At 34.2% G+C, this 15,668-nt stretch carries 13 protein-coding genes; 6 read left to right on the plus strand and 7 right to left on the minus strand.

Annotated elements, in window-relative coordinates:
* Positions 1 to 213: 213 nt before the first annotated feature.
* From ACFFU9_RS05890 to ACFFU9_RS05905, 4 genes are all read left to right on the plus strand, one after another.
* The gene (locus ACFFU9_RS05890; protein ID WP_379860469.1) at positions 214 to 792 is read left to right on the plus strand and encodes a PhnA domain-containing protein; all 579 of its coding nucleotides are present in this window, start codon (positions 214 to 216) and stop codon (positions 790 to 792) included.
* Positions 793 to 856: 64 nt separating this feature from the next.
* Positions 857 to 2,443 carry an aldehyde dehydrogenase (NADP(+)) gene (locus tag ACFFU9_RS05895; protein WP_379860470.1) on the plus strand — a complete coding sequence of 529 codons (1,587 nt, stop codon included), beginning with the start codon at positions 857 to 859 and terminating at the stop codon, positions 2,441 to 2,443.
* A 263-nt stretch (positions 2,444 to 2,706) separates the two neighbouring features.
* A complete protein-coding gene (locus ACFFU9_RS05900; RefSeq protein WP_379860471.1) occupies positions 2,707 to 2,985 on the plus strand; it encodes a hypothetical protein in 279 nt (92 codons plus the stop codon).
* Positions 2,986 to 3,417: 432 nt separating this feature from the next.
* Entirely contained in the window at positions 3,418 to 5,697 is a 2,280-nt protein-coding gene (locus ACFFU9_RS05905) for a glycosyltransferase (protein ID WP_379860472.1), read from the plus strand.
* Here ACFFU9_RS05905 and ACFFU9_RS05910 read toward each other — a convergent pair.
* From ACFFU9_RS05910 to ruvC, 4 genes are all read right to left on the minus strand, one after another.
* Positions 5,680 to 7,149, minus strand: coding sequence for a glycoside hydrolase family 130 protein (locus tag ACFFU9_RS05910; protein ID WP_379860473.1), 1,470 nt, complete (start codon positions 7,147 to 7,149; stop codon positions 5,680 to 5,682). The two genes, ACFFU9_RS05905 and ACFFU9_RS05910, sit on opposite strands and share 18 nt — an antisense overlap.
* Before the next feature lie 316 nt (positions 7,150 to 7,465).
* Positions 7,466 to 7,828: an MmcQ/YjbR family DNA-binding protein gene (locus ACFFU9_RS05915; protein ID WP_379860474.1), complete on the minus strand. Its 363-nt coding sequence runs from the start codon at positions 7,826 to 7,828 to the stop codon at positions 7,466 to 7,468.
* A 139-nt stretch (positions 7,829 to 7,967) separates the two neighbouring features.
* On the minus strand, positions 7,968 to 9,152 hold the full coding sequence (hemW, locus tag ACFFU9_RS05920; protein WP_379860475.1) for a radical SAM family heme chaperone HemW: 1,185 nt from the start codon (positions 9,150 to 9,152) through the stop codon (positions 7,968 to 7,970).
* 21 nt (positions 9,153 to 9,173) lie between these two features.
* Positions 9,174 to 9,770 carry a crossover junction endodeoxyribonuclease RuvC gene (gene ruvC / locus ACFFU9_RS05925; protein WP_379860476.1) on the minus strand — a complete coding sequence of 199 codons (597 nt, stop codon included), beginning with the start codon at positions 9,768 to 9,770 and terminating at the stop codon, positions 9,174 to 9,176.
* A 92-nt stretch (positions 9,771 to 9,862) separates the two neighbouring features.
* Here ruvC and ACFFU9_RS05930 point away from each other — a divergent pair, with 92 nt between their 5' ends.
* Positions 9,863 to 10,837 carry a lysylphosphatidylglycerol synthase domain-containing protein gene (locus ACFFU9_RS05930; RefSeq protein ID WP_379860477.1) on the plus strand — a complete coding sequence of 325 codons (975 nt, stop codon included), beginning with the start codon at positions 9,863 to 9,865 and terminating at the stop codon, positions 10,835 to 10,837.
* On the plus strand, positions 10,834 to 11,958 hold the full coding sequence (locus ACFFU9_RS05935) for a glycosyltransferase family 2 protein (protein WP_379860478.1): 1,125 nt from the start codon (positions 10,834 to 10,836) through the stop codon (positions 11,956 to 11,958). The genes ACFFU9_RS05930 and ACFFU9_RS05935 overlap by 4 nt, the downstream gene beginning before the upstream one ends.
* Before the next feature lie 3 nt (positions 11,959 to 11,961).
* On the opposite strand, the gene ACFFU9_RS05940 is transcribed toward ACFFU9_RS05935, so the two are convergent.
* From ACFFU9_RS05940 to ACFFU9_RS05950, 3 genes are all read right to left on the minus strand, one after another.
* On the minus strand, positions 11,962 to 12,438 hold the full coding sequence (locus ACFFU9_RS05940) for a hypothetical protein (RefSeq protein ID WP_379860479.1): 477 nt from the start codon (positions 12,436 to 12,438) through the stop codon (positions 11,962 to 11,964).
* 398 nt (positions 12,439 to 12,836) lie between these two features.
* Complete coding sequence (locus tag ACFFU9_RS05945) at positions 12,837 to 13,511, minus strand: response regulator (protein WP_379860480.1); 675 nt, start codon at positions 13,509 to 13,511, stop codon at positions 12,837 to 12,839.
* Between the two features lie 9 nt (positions 13,512 to 13,520).
* Positions 13,521 to 15,536, minus strand: a complete 2,016-nt coding sequence (locus tag ACFFU9_RS05950) for a tetratricopeptide repeat-containing sensor histidine kinase (protein WP_379860481.1) — start codon at positions 15,534 to 15,536, stop codon at positions 13,521 to 13,523.
* Positions 15,537 to 15,668: the final 132 nt, after the last annotated feature.

The raw sequence follows: 15,668 nt of genomic DNA on the forward strand, positions 1-15,668 counted from the left end.
AAGCAATAAATTGGCTATGGATAGTAATGAATCTGGGAGCATAAATATTTTTGATTCAAAGTTCTTTCTTTTTTAGTTACTCCACAACTTTTTGTGTTGACCCAAAAAATAGACATCACGCTTAACGTTTTTCGAACTTAATTTCACACATCTTTTCTAAAACTTGTACAGACTTTTATTTAACTGTAATTTTGTTAAAACAAAAAACAGAATATGAGCGTACTACAAACTCTTCAAGACAGAAGCAATAATACATGTGAATTATGTGCTTCTACCAACGGTTTAACACAATATACCATTCCACCGTCCTTAAATGAAAATGTTGGAAACGATGTGTTGGTTTGTAAAACCTGTTTGGACCAAATAAACGGTGATGCAGAATTAGATACCAACCACTGGAGATGTTTAAATGACAGCATGTGGAATGAAAATGTAGCGGTGCAGATCATGGCTTGGCGCATGTTGCAAAGGCTTCGTAACGAAGGGTGGCCTAAAGATTTATTAGACATGATGTATTTAGACGACGAAGCACTCGCTTTAGCACGGGCTACAGGAGAACATGAAGAGGAAGCTAATAAGATTATCCACAGAGATGTTAATGGCGTTATATTACAGCCCGGAGATGCTGTGGTGCTTATTAAGGATCTTAAAGTGAAAGGGTCTAGCATGGTTGCGAAACAGGGTACAGCCGTGCGGAATATTCGATTGGACCATGAAAACGATAAGTTTATTGAAGGCAGGGTAGATTCTCAGCAAATTGTGATTATTACAGATTACGTTAAGAAAATTTAAGTAGACTTAAAAAACGATTCAAGCAAGAGTGGAAAGCGTATCCTTTTAAAAAAAACAACACGATATGGTAACAGGAAAAAATTATATTGGCAATCGATTATCGGCAAAAGGATATACAACGTACAAAACTTTTAATCCGCTTTTGAATATTGAAAACCAAGTGGTTTTTACAGAGGCGACTTCAGAAGAAATTGATGAAGCCGTTTTGTTGGCCGCTGAGGCATTTAAAACCTTTAGAACTGTTTCGGGGTTAAAAAAAGCTGATTTTTTAAATACGATTGCCGATGAAATTTTAGCATTAGGAGATAAGCTCATTCAAACATATTGCGCAGAATCCGGTTTGGATGAGCATCGTTGCATAAGTGAACGCACTCGAACCATTGGGCTATTGCGAAGCTTTGCAGGTTTAGTGAAAGAAGGCTCCTGGATAGAAGCGTCTATTGATACCGCAATGCCCGAGCGAAAGCCAATACCCAAACCAGATTTGCGTAAAATGTTAATCCCTTTGGGCCCTGTTGTCGTATTTGGAGCGAGTAATTTCCCCTTAGCATATTCTACAGCTGGTGGCGATTCTGCAGCAGCCTTTGCTGCGGGTTGTCCTGTTATTGTTAAATCACACCCCATGCACAGTGGCACAGGGGAGTTAGTGGCTTCTGCAATTGTTGCAGCTGTTAAAAAAACAGGAATGCCAAACGGTGTGTTTTCAAATTTAAATAGCAGTGGTATAAGTGTTGGAGAACAATTGGTAAAGCATGCGGCCGTAAAAGCAGTTGGTTTTACAGGGAGTATTAAAGGCGGTCGTGCTTTATATGATATGGCGGCAAAACGAGAAGAGCCTATTCCTGTTTTTGCAGAAATGGGTAGTGTTAATCCTGTTGTATTACTTCCTTCAGCATTAAAAAATAAAACTGAAGCTATTGCGAAAATGTATGCAACATCTATTACTACAGCTTCTGGACAGTTTTGTACTAATCCTGGGCTATTATTAGGTGTTAAAGGTAAGCATCTGTCCGATTTCATTCAAAAACTATCAGATGTTATCCTAGAAATTGAGCCATCATGTATGCTACATCCCCATATTTTTGAAGCTTACGAAAAAAAGAAAACCAAAGCTATGGCACAAGCAGAGCTACAGGTGGCGGCCAAGTATGAAGGGGTGGTTCCAACTAATTTTGCACGACAGACCTTAACTACTGTTTGCGGTAAAACGTTTTTAAGAAACCCCACCTTACATCAAGAAGTTTTCGGTCCCTATTCTATTATAGTGCAATGTGAAAACATTAAAGAGTTGGAAGCCATTATTCTGAATTTAGAAGGCCAGCTCACGGGAACTATCATTTCTGATACCGATGATGAATTATCTGAGTACCCATCTATTGTCGCTGCTTTGCAGAACAGAGTGGGAAGACTTATTTTTAATGGTGTTCCTACAGGTGTTGAAGTGTGTCCCTCTATGGTGCATGGTGGCCCATATCCTGCATCGTCAGACAGTCGTTTTACGGCAGTAGGGATTAACTCCATTAAACGCTGGGTACGTCCATTTAGTTATCAAGAATGGCCAAACCAGTTATTGCCAGAAGAACTTAAAAATGAAAACCCTCTAGGTCTTTCTAGAGTCGTAAACAATAAAAGGACAACGGAAAGGATTTAGTGTCCTTTGGAAGCCTCCTCAGAATATCAGAGATTTTTATCAATTAGGTGCTTTTTAATTTTCGGAGCTGCTCTGGAAGAATAAAACGGCAGACTTAATAGGTCATTCACCGAAGAATTTAGCATCTAATATTTGTTTGTCTGAAGTTAAAATCTATTGGTCGAAAAAAAAGACTGTTTTTTTAAATGTGTTCTATATTTACTTCATAATCACTAAGGTTAATAGCTCGAATTTATTGTTTAACGATTAAAATCTAATTTATTATGAGTCTTAGAATTACAAGTTGTAACAATTATTTTAAGTTAAAAGGCGTTTTTAATAAAGAAAGTCTAGGGGTGTTTTCATCTGAATTTGAAAACATATTTGATTACTTCAGCACGTTAACCATTAATATCGAAGATATTGAAAGCATGGATGGTTATGGAGTAGCTGCACTTGCAAATTTACACCAACAGTCTGTTTCAAAAAAAAGAAAACTATCTATAATAGGTTTAGGCTGTAAAGATTTGTACGATCATTTTAAGTCTAATTTTGCTGCGTAAAATACCGCTTTAATAATATTGAAAGAAACGATGCCATGGGGGGCGTTCGCTTCTATGGTGCAGGATTTAGATTATAGCGTTTTTAATAAAAGCAGCAGTTGTGAAACTGTTGTTTTTTTTTGCTAATTTCTATTTGGATATGGCGTGTTCCTATTCTTAAAAAACAGAAACTTTTTAATAAGTGTCCCTTATAAACTGTGCCATACCTTTATTCTATTTTAATCAAATTTCCAGCTTTTACCAGAGAAGTAAATGAATCTCTCTGGAAAAAAAAATTGGATAAATGGATCAAATATTATTTAAACATCTTCACATACTTTTAAATTTATAACGTTCTTATTAAATTCAATAAAGCGCTTAACAACTCGATGTTATAGCTAATTTTATTCTTCTAAGGTTATTACTTTATTTAAACTAAAACATTGTGGAATTATGTTAGCATCCAGACCTTTTTTAAGCAACACGAGTACGTTAACTCCTGTAAATATGCCCTCTATTTTAATGATAACGTCATTTCCACCTCGCGAATGTGGGATTGCTACGTATTCTCAAGATTTAATTAAAAGTTTAAATGCATCTTTTGGAGATTCGTTAACTATAGAGGTATGTGTGCTTCACGATACGAAGAATCCCTTGTCGGACCCCGAAAGTCAAGCGTGGAGCTTGAATACGGATATGCCATCAGACTATATTGCCCTTGCCTCCAAAATAAATGAAGATCATAGGATTAAAGTGGTTATGATTCAGCATGAATTTGGATTGTTTAACACGAGTAAGAACGCCTTTGAGGATTTTGTTAAAGCGTTAAGAAAACCACTAATTCTAGGTTTTCATACCGTTATACCCCAGCCAGATAATATGTTCCTGGAACATGTTGAGAGGATTTCAAATGGAGTAGAGTCTATTGTGGTAATGACGGCATCATCAAAAGAAATATTAATTAGAGATTATGGTGTAGATAACTCTAAAATACACATCATCCATCATGGAACACATTTAATAAAGCATATCAGTAAAGCTAAATTAAAGACAAAATACCAACTTCAAAACAAAACTGTTCTCTCCACTTTTGGGCTTTTGGGACGTGGAAAAAGTATCGAGACGACCCTTAACGCGCTACCTGAAATAATAAAAGAATTTCCCGATGTTATATTTTTGGTTTTAGGTAAAACCCATCCAAATATTGTGAAGCATGAAGGGGAATCTTATAGAGATTCATTATTAAAATTGGTTAAAGATTTAAATATAGAATCTCACGTAAGATTTGTGAATGAGTTTTTGCCTCTTGGAACATTGTTGGAGTATCTGCAACTTACAGATATTTATCTTTTCACCTCCAATGATCCGAAACAAGCTGTAAGTGGAACCTTTTCGTATGCTATGAGTTGCGGATGCCCTGTTATTTCTACACCTATACCGCATGCCAAAGAGTTTTTGTCTGAAAACAAAGGTTTATTTTTTGATTTTGGAGACAGTAAAATGTTATCGGAAAAACTAAAAATCATGCTTAATGATAAACTCTATAGAAAAAATTTGGGGTTAAATGGGCTACATGCATCTTCGTCTACCTGCTGGGAAAACTCTGCTTTGGCTCATGCTGATCTTTTTAAGCAATTGGATTCGAAACTAGAATTAAGTTATGATAAACCTGAAATAAAATTAGATCATATACGTAAAATGACAACGTCTGTAGGGATTATTCAATTTTCAAAATTGAACCAGCCTGATATTTCTTCAGGTTACACGCTTGACGATAATGCTAGAGCATCGATTGCAGTGTGTGAAACTTATAAATTGACTAGAGATAAAGCCCTTTTTAAGCTTTTAAAACGGTATCAGAACTTTTTGGTTAATTGTCAACGTTCTGATGGTACTTTTCTAAATTATGTGGATAAGCATATTAATTTTACAGATCAAAATTCTGAGGTTAATCTGGAAGACTCTAATGGTCGTGCCATTTGGTCGTTTGGAAACATGTTGAGCATACAGAATATTGCTCCTAAAAAACATCATTATATATTTGAAAATGCAAAAGTATGCATAGATAATTTTTTACCTAATATCGAAAATATAAATTCTCCGCGTGCTATTGCTTTTATTATTAAAGGTTTAAAAGCGTCTAAATTGGTAACGCCAAAATCTGCGTATTATAATGTGGTCTTGCAATTAGGGGCTAAATTGAAAAACATGTATTTACATGAATCTGAAACGAATTGGAAATGGTTTGAGCCATATTTAACCTATGGTAACAGCGTTTTGTCGGAAGCTATGTTGGATATGTACCGAATGACAAAAATAAACGAGTTTAAAACGATTGCTTTTACATCTTTTAACTTTTTGCTTAGCCATATGTTTGTGAATAATACGTTTCAAGTTATTTCTAATGAAAACTGGTTTGTAAAAGGCGACTTAATAAAAGATTTACCCCTTGGCGGGCAGCAACCTATAGATGTGGCTTATACCATTTTAGCTCTTAAGAATTTTCATGAATTGTTCCCTTTAGAGAATTATGATAAAAAAATGGAATTGGCTTTTAGTTGGTTTATGGGTAATAACCATTTAAAACAAATTATCTATAATCCTTGTACAACGGGTTGCTTTGATGGCTTAGAAGCAAAAAACATTAATCTAAACCAAGGAGCAGAGTCTACTATTAGTTATCTGCTCGCAAGGCTTTCATTTGAAACACCCGAATTAAAATTGGTCGTTTGATGATTTTAACTCTTTTAATAGTTCTGATAGATTAACCGTAGCGTAAGAAGACGAGTAATCTGAAACAGCGTATGGTAAAATGAGATGGTTATTATGGATCATGCCTCCACAGGAATATACCACGTTGGGCACATAGCCTTCCCGCTCTTCTTTGCTTGGAGATAGTAAGGGAGATTTTAAGCGGCCAAGAACAATTGTAGGGTCTTCTAGGTCTAATAATGAGGCGCCAATGCTATAACGGCGCATTGGGCCAACGCCATGCGTTATAACAAGCCACCCTTCGTCAGTATAAATAGGAGAGCCGCAATTTCCTAGCTGCGTTAAATCCCAGGCAAATTTAGGTTCTTGAATCTTTATGGGGTTATTCCAGAGCGTTATCCTGTCTGAATACATGATATAATTATTAAGCCCATCGACTCTTGCAAGCATAGCGTATTTTCCTTTAATTTTTCTTGGGAATAAAGCGAAATTTTTATTTTGGGCCGCTTTACCGTGAATGGGCATAATTCTGAAATTTATAAAATCATGCGTGCTTAACAGTTTAGGGATTATAGTGTGGCCGTTATATGCCGTATAAGTAGCATAAATCGTTTCTGCACCGTCTTCGTCTTGGAACCGAACAAATCTTGCATCTTCTATACCTCTGCTTTCTGCAGGTGAATTAGGGAATATAACCCGTTCTGTAATATCACTTTGGTCACTAAACTTCAAATCGTAATAAGAGTCGACCAACCAAGTCATTTCCTGTAAAGCCATTTTTTTTCGTTCTCCAATTTCAGTATCTTTCAACAACTTGTTCACCGAATCTTTTAAAACAAAATAATCGAATTTCTCTGGGAGAGGATTCATGATTTCATCAATATACTTTTTAGAAATTTTAATTTCTTCCATTTTTTTAACAAAACGGCTTTTATCATAAGACACTTTGTTACCAATTTCAGGTAAATCGATATGGTTTTTGACTTTTAAAACCTGCAAGTTGTTGTCCTTATCTAAAATCCCCTTTCTAAAAACAATAGAAGATAAATGGCCTTCTCCAGTCGCCCTAAAAGAAATAATAACTCGTTTTTCACCTTCTTTTAAAAACGATTGATCTAAATCTTCAATCATGGAAGGGTTGAATAATGCTGCAGCTTCAAGAGAGTACTCCATAGTGCTATAAGATCCAATAAGCATTTTCTGGTTTTCGCTCAAAGCATCGTAATCGATGCCCATATCTTTAATCAAGCCTTCAAAATGGCCGCAGTGTCTTTTAAATATTTTTTTTAAATTACGATGTCTACCCTTAAACTCTTTAAATACACTTTGGAGTTCTAACGCTACTTTTTCTTCCGAAAACTCAAGAATACGATATACTAATTGTGTGGTTCTTTTGTTCCCGTTATTGAAAAATCGAGTAACAACTCGCTTATTGTCTGGTGTAAATTTTAAAGGTTGTCTTTGCACTTTCATTTTATAAAAAGGTGTTAGGATTCAAGAATGAATTATACGTTTAACCATTGGTGTTTTTTTAAACTGTAGGATACATGCCGTAATTATAGCCTATAATATTTAAGCAAATTAGATGACTTTGAATAAATAGTACAGCTCAAAACCGTGAAAGGTTAACTCAATTACATAATAATGGGTATTTTTGGTAATAGGTATTCCTTACATAGCGCTTTATTTTGTAGCTTATGCTAACTAAAGAAGCAGCATGTCTCAGATGCCATTTGAAAAGACAAAACACAACCGTGCTCACGTAGCTGTGCATAGGAAATTAGGTAATTTATATTAAGCGGTCTCTTAGTTTTTTAGGCATGGCTTTAATAACCATGTCATAGGAGTGGTCTATGAGCCGAAATAAGAGTTTGGGTTGTACTTCGCCTTCATGAATAGAGATGGTGTTCCAATGTTTTTTATTCATTTGATAACCAGGTTGGATGCTGGAGTATGTGGCACGAAGTTCTTCCGCATAATTAGGGTCGCACTTCAAGTTTATGGAGGGCATTCCAGTTTCCCATCCTTTTAAAGACGTTAAAGCGAATACTTTACCCAAAACCTTAAAGACTAAAAGGTCTTCGTCAAAAGGGAAGTTTTCTGTAATTCCTTTTTTATTTAAACAATATTTTCGGATTTGTTCTAAATTCATAACAGCACGTTCGATATTAGCGCTTAAACGTTTTTAAAATTACTGAATTTTTTATGGTTTTAAAAACATTTTAATCCATTTGTAACAGTAATAAGATGCGATATGCTGGTATTAAATAGAATTTGGGTAATTATAAATATTACGGATTTATTTTAAACAAGTCAGATGCGATGCCATCGCTTAAAAACTTACCTTTTTTAGTAACAAATAAGGTGTCTGCTTCTCTACATAGTAGCGCCCTGTCTATATGCTTCTGGGCCTGATCTAAAAGATACTTTTTATAGTCTGCTCCAAAATCATGTTCTATTTTTTCTATGGAAACGCCCCATATAGTGCGTAGCCCCGTCATAATATATTCATTGTATTTGTCGGTTTTAGAAAGGATTTCAATATCTAATGGCAACTCATTTTTTTGTAAGGAGTTGATGTATCTTGAGTTGTTACGCACATTCCAAGCGCGTTCATTTCCATTAAAAGAGTGTGCCGAAGGGCCTATGCCTAAATAGGGTTTTCCTTGCCAGTATGCCGAATTGTTTTTGCTAAAATATCCAGGTTTTCCAAAGTTGGATAATTCGTAATGAATAAAACCTGAAGCTTCAAGTTTTTCAATTAGGATGTGGAATTGCTCTTGCGCGACATCATCATCTACATTTTTTATGCGTCCCTTTTTTATTAGAATATCTAGAGCTGTTTTTGCTTCTACCGTTAAAGCATAACTTGAAATATGAGGAATATTAAAACTTAAAGCCGTTTCTATGTTTTTCATCCAATTGGCATGACTTAAACCTGGTATGCCATAAATTAGATCTATAGAAATATTATTAAAGTATTGGGTGGCCAATGCTAAACTTGCTTTTGCTTCTTCAGCATTGTGGGCCCGGTTCATGAGTTTTAAATCGGCTTCGAAAAAAGATTGAATACCAATAGATAACCGGTTTATCGGACTTTTAGAAAGCTCGATTATTAAGCTTTTAGATAAGTCGTCTGGATTGGCCTCTAAGGTTACTTCAGGGGTTTCTGTAACGTTATAATGGCTGTAAATGGTATCTGTTATTAAGCGTAATTCAGGAATCGTTAATAAGGAAGGCGTACCGCCGCCAAAATAAATGGTTTTAACAATCTGGTTTTTTAGTTCTTCCTTTCGGAGTTCTAGTTCAAGAACTAGAGCGTCAATAAGGGCATCCTTTTTCTTTAATGAAGTTGAAAAATGAAAATCACAATAATGACAGGCTTGCTTACAAAACGGGATGTGGATATAAATAGCAGCGCCAAGCTTTCCAGCATGTGTGTGTGTGTAATGGCTTTTTATATCTGTATTTTTCAAAGGATTGTTTTTAGAGTTGTATTATTTTTTTCGAAGGTCCACAATAGGATTATTTTTCCTTGTGCCTTTGGGAGTCGGAGAGCTGTTTTGCTTTACAAAGGCATCCCAGCCCGAATAGTTTTTCCCAACCGTTATTTTACCAGAGTTATAGAAATGACAAACAGCTGCGGCTAATCCATCGGTAGCGTCTAAGTTTTTGGGTAAAGTTTTTAAGCCTAACAAGCTTTGAAGCATTTTGGCCACTTGTTCTTTACTGGCATTTCCACTTCCTGTTATAGCCATTTTTATTTTTTTTGGTAAATATTCTGTAATCGGAATTTCCCTACTTAAGCCTGCAGCCATTGCAACACCTTGTGCACGGCCTAGTTTAAGCATACTCTGTACGTTTTTCCCATAAAATGGGGCTTCAATGGCAATCTCATCGGGGTGATGGGTGTCAATAAGTTCTATAGTGCGCTCAAAAATGAGTTTTAATTTTAGGTAGTGGTCATCATACTTTTTTAAGTCTAGCTCATTAAGTTGTAAAAAATGCATGGTTTTACCTACTGTTTTTATAAGACCGAACCCCATAATAGTCGTGCCTGGATCAATTCCTAAAATTATTCTTTCTTTTTTCATTAACTAAAGTCGTTCTAAACTGTCCAAAACAAGATTAATAATTAAGTTGCTGGTAGATACCGTAATATTGGTTTAATTTGTAAGTGGAAAATATGACACGCCAAACAACACACAAAACTAAACAATTCTTTTTTGTACTCCTTAAATTAAGTAGTGTTGTTGCTGCCTTTTATTTTATATATTATAAGTTAACACATAACCCAGAATTAGATTTTAAAGATTTTACGAGTTTTTTATTGAAAAGTGATGTTTTCTACTTAAAAAATATAGTTTTTTTGGTCTTTTTAAGCCTTCTCAATTGGTTCTTTGAAGTTTTAAAATGGCAAACGCTTGTAGGTTTAATTAAAGAAATTACTTTTAAACAAGCTCTTGAACAAACACTAGGATCCTTAACTGTTTCATTATTTACACCAAATAGAATAGGGGAATATGGGGCAAAAGCCCTTTACTTTGTAAAGTCTGATAGAAAATTGGTCGTGTTGATTACCTTGGTCTCTAATATCTTGCAAATGTTGGTAACCACTATTCTGGGGGTTTCTGGGGGCATCTTTTTTTTACAGCGCTATCCTTTAGAGGCTGATTTTCATGGCGTTATTAAAGTTCTTTTTTTAGGGGGGCTTGTTTTTATGGGGTTAAGCTACTTTGTTAAAAGATATCTATGTGGTGTTTTTAAAATCCAGATTTTAAAAATTCAAAGGCTTATCAAACAGGTCTCTTTACAAATAATTGGGTTTGGTTTTTTATTGTCGTTATGTCGTTATGTTATTTTTTCTTTTCAGTTCTATTATGTTTTATCCGTTTTCGGAATAGAGATAACATATTTAAATGCTATGGTGGTTATTACGTTTATGTATTTCTTAGCATCTGTATGGCCCTCTATCTTCCTTTTTGATGTTCTTATAAAAGGTAGTGTGGCCGTTTATTTATTTAGTTTTTTAAACATAAGCGCATTTGCTGTTTTAGCTAGTGTTACTATAATGTGGTTACTCAATTTTGTATTGCCGAGTTTTTTTGGAAGTTATTATGTAATGCGTTTTAGCTTTTCTAAAAACACCCCTTCGATATGATTTTAATTGCTTTGTTTATCATACTGGCATATCTCATCTTAATAGGTGGTTTAATTTATGGGATTAAAAAAGTGCCTATTTTTGAAATAGCAGACCGTTCTGCTAAAATAAAATTCTCTATTATAATCCCTTTTAGAAATGAAGCGGAAAATTTACCAGAGCTGCTAAAGTCTGTGAAAGCCTTAAAATATCCAAAAGCTTTTTTTGAAATTATTTTTGTAGATGATGATTCAGATGATAAATCTACAAGAATAATACAGGAATTTATACTGAAAGAGGATATTAATATAACTGTAATTTTGAATGAACGGCATTCTAGTTCTCCCAAAAAAGATGCTATTTCCACAGCCATCAAACGTGCTAAAAATGAATGGGTTATTACTACAGATGCCGATTGTGTTTTGGCAGCTTGTTGGTTGGATAGTTTTAATCAATTTGTTCAAAAAACAAAAGCGAAATGTGTTGCTGCACCTATTAAATATACTAGTGCCAATAATTTTTTAAATCGATTCCAATTATTGGATATATTGAGTTTACAGGCAGCAACTATTGGTGGCTTTGGTTTGGGCAAGCCTTTCTTGTGCAATGGTGCTAATTTTGCTTATGAACGGGATTTGTTTTATGAATTGGATGGTTTTGAAGGCAATAATGCTATAGCGAGTGGAGATGATGTTTTTTTCTTGGAAAAGGTCTATAATAAATACCCAAACCGCGTACATTATTTAAAGTGTAAAGATGCTATCGTAAAAACAAAACCACAGGGAACTTGGGCGCTTTTATTATCGCAGCGCATACGTTGGGCAGCTAAAGCCACAGCGTTTCAAAACGGATTTGGAAAGCTAACAGGTGGCTTGGTGTTATTGGCTAATACACTTGTGGCTGTTTTAATAGTGTTCAGCATTTTTAATGCGAAACAGGTAGAGGTTTTATTGTATGTTTTAATAATAAAATGTATTGCTGATTGTCTTTTGATTTTTAATGCAGCATCATTTTTTAATCAAAGAGATGTGTTGAAAAGCTTTATCGTTGCTTTTTTATTTTACCCTTTTTTTAGTCTATACGTGGTTTTAAAATCGACGACTTCAAACTACAATTGGAAAGCACGGACTTTTAAAAAATAACGCTTAGTTAACTTTAATAATTATGGGGAGTTTAAATTGCGTGTTTACGTGTTGCCCGCGTTTAATGGCAGGAAACACTTCGGGTAGTGAGTCTAAACTTGACCTTAATAATGATTTAATATTGGGAATTTCTTGTAGCGTTACAGAGTCTATCTTCGAGTTTAATAATGTTAAGGTACCATCTTTGGAAACTTGAAAGTCTAATATAATAGTGTCATCAATATCTTGGCTTACAATAATGGTCTCATTTAATAAATAACTGTGAATATGATGGGTTAAAATTGTTTCAAAACAATGGTCTTTTTCAAGTTTTGAAGAGACAGAATCGCAAGTTGAAAAAGTAGGATACGTGTCTACTTCATTCCACTTAAAGGTTTGGAGCTCCTCATTTAAAATAGTCTCGGAAGATGTTTTTTTTACCTTAAAGTACTCACAAGAACTAAGCATGGTTATTAAGATGAAAATACAAATTTGTTTCATGGTTTAAAACTGAAACCGAAAAATACGATTTTATTTGAATACTATAAGGATGTTGGCTTCTAGTTTTTTGATATTATTGCCACAACGGTTAAAACTTACCATAAACTTGTTTTTTTTAATAGATCTAACGCATCTTTTAAGAAAGAAGAAGCCCCGTGGGTCTCTCAGGTCCATGGGGCTAAGTAAATTGCTAGTATCAACAAAAAATTGAGGGATTAATTAATTTTTAAACTGTTGATATTACAAATATAATGATAAGAAATGTCTTTTAGCTGTGGGAAACCCACATCAATATTGTGAAAAATAGAACTTTGTAGCTATAGCGGATATTCCTATGTTTTAAGGAGTGTGTTTTTTAATTTTTTTGTAAACTTTTGATGATAGATATAACAATAAGGTTAAACAAAACCTTCTTTTTTTGCTTTTTTTAAGAGTGTTTCATCTTGCCCGTCATACACCTCAAAAACTTCTCTAAGATACTTTTTTCTTTTCTCTATCGCACTTAGCGATATGTCCAAGTGCTCTCCAAGGTTTTTGGTTTTAATACCTTGAGATAATAAGTGGAGTATTTTTCTGTTTTTGTCATCAATAATGATGTCGTTAGTAACGATTTTTCTAATAAAACTGTTTACGGTGCCACTATAAAATGGTGGATTGTTAAGAACAGCTTGAAAAGCGCTAGCTAATTCGTTTGACGTGAGGTCGCTTTTAATTAGAAATCCTTCCGGATTTATTGTTTTAATAATATTATGAACTCTAAAGGGTTCATTAAACATGGTAAGGATAATGATTTTAGCTTGCGGTAAAATTTTTCGGGCGTGCTCTGCTAGGTCTTCTCCCGATGTCATGGCTCCATTTTTTGATGGGGGCAAACTAATGTCCATGAATAAAATGTCATAAGGATGTTGGTCTTGAACGGACTTTTCCATATGAAACATGGCTTCATCACAATTGTTGGCAATGTCTATTTTTAGTTTTTGATTCTCTTTTTTAGAAAAAAGCAATGTATTTTGGTAGCCTTCAATGATCATAGGGTGATCATCAATCATCAATATTTTAATATGTATTGACATAATATGTTTTTAAGTAGGGATATTAATTCTTATTGTAGTGCCTTTGTTTTTTTCTGATTTGATATCCAATTTGCCTTCTATTTCATCAATTCTGGAATACATATTTTTAATTCCAATTCCTTTTTTTTGTTTTTCCGAGGAAAACCCCACGCCGTTATCTGAAATAATTAAGCAAATTACATCATTATTTAATTTAAAGCTAATTTGAATCAAGCTTGCTTTTGCATGCTTATAAATATTATGTAATGCTTCTTGTATAAGCCTGTAAATGTGTATTTTGGTTTTGTTGGAAATAGAGTCCCAACTTATAGTTTCATCATAAGTAAGGCTGTAATTAATATTAAAAACTTTTGTTTGAGTGTTTACAAGGGTTTTTATAATGTCTATAAAACCTGAACCAGATATGAAGTCGGTGTTCAGTTCATGGGAAACTTTTCGTATATCTTGTTCTATGGTCTGGAGTTCGTCTATATAATGCCCTCTTGTTTTGATCGCTTCAACAGATGATGCCATGTTGAGACTGTCTAAACTTAAGCGTGTTCCAAACAGGCGTCCTAAAACGCCATCATGCAGCTCTTGAGAAATGCGTTTTTTCTCAATGGTACGTGCTTCCTCAATTCTACCTTGTTGTGATAGCATTAAGTTGTAGATTTCTTCATTAGCGACTTGTTGGTGCTGGATAAGCTTTAGTTCTTTGTTTTTTGTGCGTTGTGTAACTATAACATATATAAGCACAACGGTAATCAACAGAATGCCAGAAAGTATGGTGAGCCATAGCTTTTCCCTTTCAATTTGTGCGTTTCTTTCTTCTATTTGGTTGGTTTCAAACTGAATTCGTGTAAACTTATTGCGAATTTTGCGTTCGTTCATTTGAAGACTATCATTTAGCTTTATGTAGGCTTTATAGTGTTTTACAGCAATACTGTCCACTTCAATTTGAGAAAGTAATAACAAAGACCTTAATAAATCGTCATTATGATATTTTTTTGAAATTTCTTTTGCTTTATAAGCATAATATTTTGCAGAGTCTTGTTGTTTGTATTCATGATAGTACTCTGCAAGATGATGATGTATGGCTATAGTGGGGTAGGCTATAGAGTCGAATTGGTTTGCTATAGACAATGCTTCTAGATAAAGGGAGGGCAGTTGTGCATGTTGTTTAGAAAGATGCAGGGTATGGGCGTAATTATCGAGTACCAGAATGTAGAATTCTGGGTCGTTTTCAGCTAAACCTTTTCGAGACAAAATATCTTTAAATTTTTTTAATGCTAAATCGTATTGTCCTGAGTGGATGTATACAAGCCCTAAATTGTTGCTTGAAACATCTAATAGCCATTGGTTGTCGCCTTTTAGTCCGCTAATAATGTCATACATTTTTTTATGGTACAATATAGCGTCGTCATACTGTTCTAATTGGTCAAAAACTAAACCTAGATTATTATAATGAAATGCTTTTTTTTTTCTTACTTCATCATTGCTCTTTAGGGATTCTAATAAAGAAATTCCTTCCACCGAACTGATTTCACTACCTGTAAAATCTTTTTCATTTTTTTGTGTAATGGCAATGTCTAGTAGTAAAACGGCTGTGTTGAACTCGTCTTTTAATGCCCAATATAATTTTTTAGATTTATTAAAATAGTAAAAGGCACTATCCGTTACCTTTTGATAGTAATAAAAACCCAACTCCCTGCTTATAAAAGCGGTTGAGACTGTGTCTTTTATTTTTTCTGTAAGTTGTAAGTTGCGTTTGCTTACTTTTAAAAAATCGGTGTTAAGTCCTGCGTCTAAATAAATTTCCGCTAAATTGATATTACTTTTTACTATTAAAGCCTTAACTCCCGTTTTTAAGGATAGGTCTTGTGCTTTTCGTGCATATTTTATTTTTAAAGCAGTTTGTATGTTTTTTTTTTGTGTTTGCGAAATATAAAATGAAATGCTGTCTTTTTGTTCCTTTAATGATAATTGTGCCCAGGATAAACTTGAAAGCATTAGTAATATCAATAAAATTTTAATTTTAAAATTCATTTTTTATGAAAAAATAGCTTTCCAAATTTAGAAATAAAAAAGCCATTATCGCCACATATTGGCTAAGCAAATTATAAGTTTTTTATTACTATCTCACATCCTTTCCGCCACTCGTGGTATATGTTGTTAGTA

The sequence above is a fragment of the Mariniflexile ostreae genome (assembly GCF_042427585.1).
Taxonomy (GTDB): domain Bacteria; phylum Bacteroidota; class Bacteroidia; order Flavobacteriales; family Flavobacteriaceae; genus Pseudalgibacter; species Pseudalgibacter ostreae.

Excerpts from the sequence above, each read along its gene's own strand:
- ACFFU9_RS05895 (WP_379860470.1), top strand. The coding sequence starts at position 857 with ATGGTAACAGGAAAAAATTATATTGGCAATCGATTATCGGCAAAAGGA.
- ACFFU9_RS05890 (WP_379860469.1), top strand. The coding sequence starts at position 214 with ATGAGCGTACTACAAACTCTTCAAGACAGAAGCAATAATACATGTGAA.
- ACFFU9_RS05900 (WP_379860471.1), top strand. The coding sequence starts at position 2,707 with ATGAGTCTTAGAATTACAAGTTGTAACAATTATTTTAAGTTAAAAGGC.
- ACFFU9_RS05935 (WP_379860478.1), top strand. The coding sequence starts at position 10,834 with ATGATTTTAATTGCTTTGTTTATCATACTGGCATATCTCATCTTAATA.
- ACFFU9_RS05905 (WP_379860472.1), top strand. The coding sequence starts at position 3,418 with ATGTTAGCATCCAGACCTTTTTTAAGCAACACGAGTACGTTAACTCCT.
- ruvC (WP_379860476.1), bottom strand. The coding sequence starts at position 9,770 with ATGAAAAAAGAAAGAATAATTTTAGGAATTGATCCAGGCACGACTATT.
- ACFFU9_RS05945 (WP_379860480.1), bottom strand. The coding sequence starts at position 13,511 with ATGTCAATACATATTAAAATATTGATGATTGATGATCACCCTATGATC.
- ACFFU9_RS05940 (WP_379860479.1), bottom strand. The coding sequence starts at position 12,438 with ATGAAACAAATTTGTATTTTCATCTTAATAACCATGCTTAGTTCTTGT.
- ACFFU9_RS05915 (WP_379860474.1), bottom strand. The coding sequence starts at position 7,828 with ATGAATTTAGAACAAATCCGAAAATATTGTTTAAATAAAAAAGGAATT.
- ACFFU9_RS05950 (WP_379860481.1), bottom strand. The coding sequence starts at position 15,536 with ATGAATTTTAAAATTAAAATTTTATTGATATTACTAATGCTTTCAAGT.
- ACFFU9_RS05930 (WP_379860477.1), top strand. The coding sequence starts at position 9,863 with ATGACACGCCAAACAACACACAAAACTAAACAATTCTTTTTTGTACTC.
- ACFFU9_RS05910 (WP_379860473.1), bottom strand. The coding sequence starts at position 7,149 with ATGAAAGTGCAAAGACAACCTTTAAAATTTACACCAGACAATAAGCGA.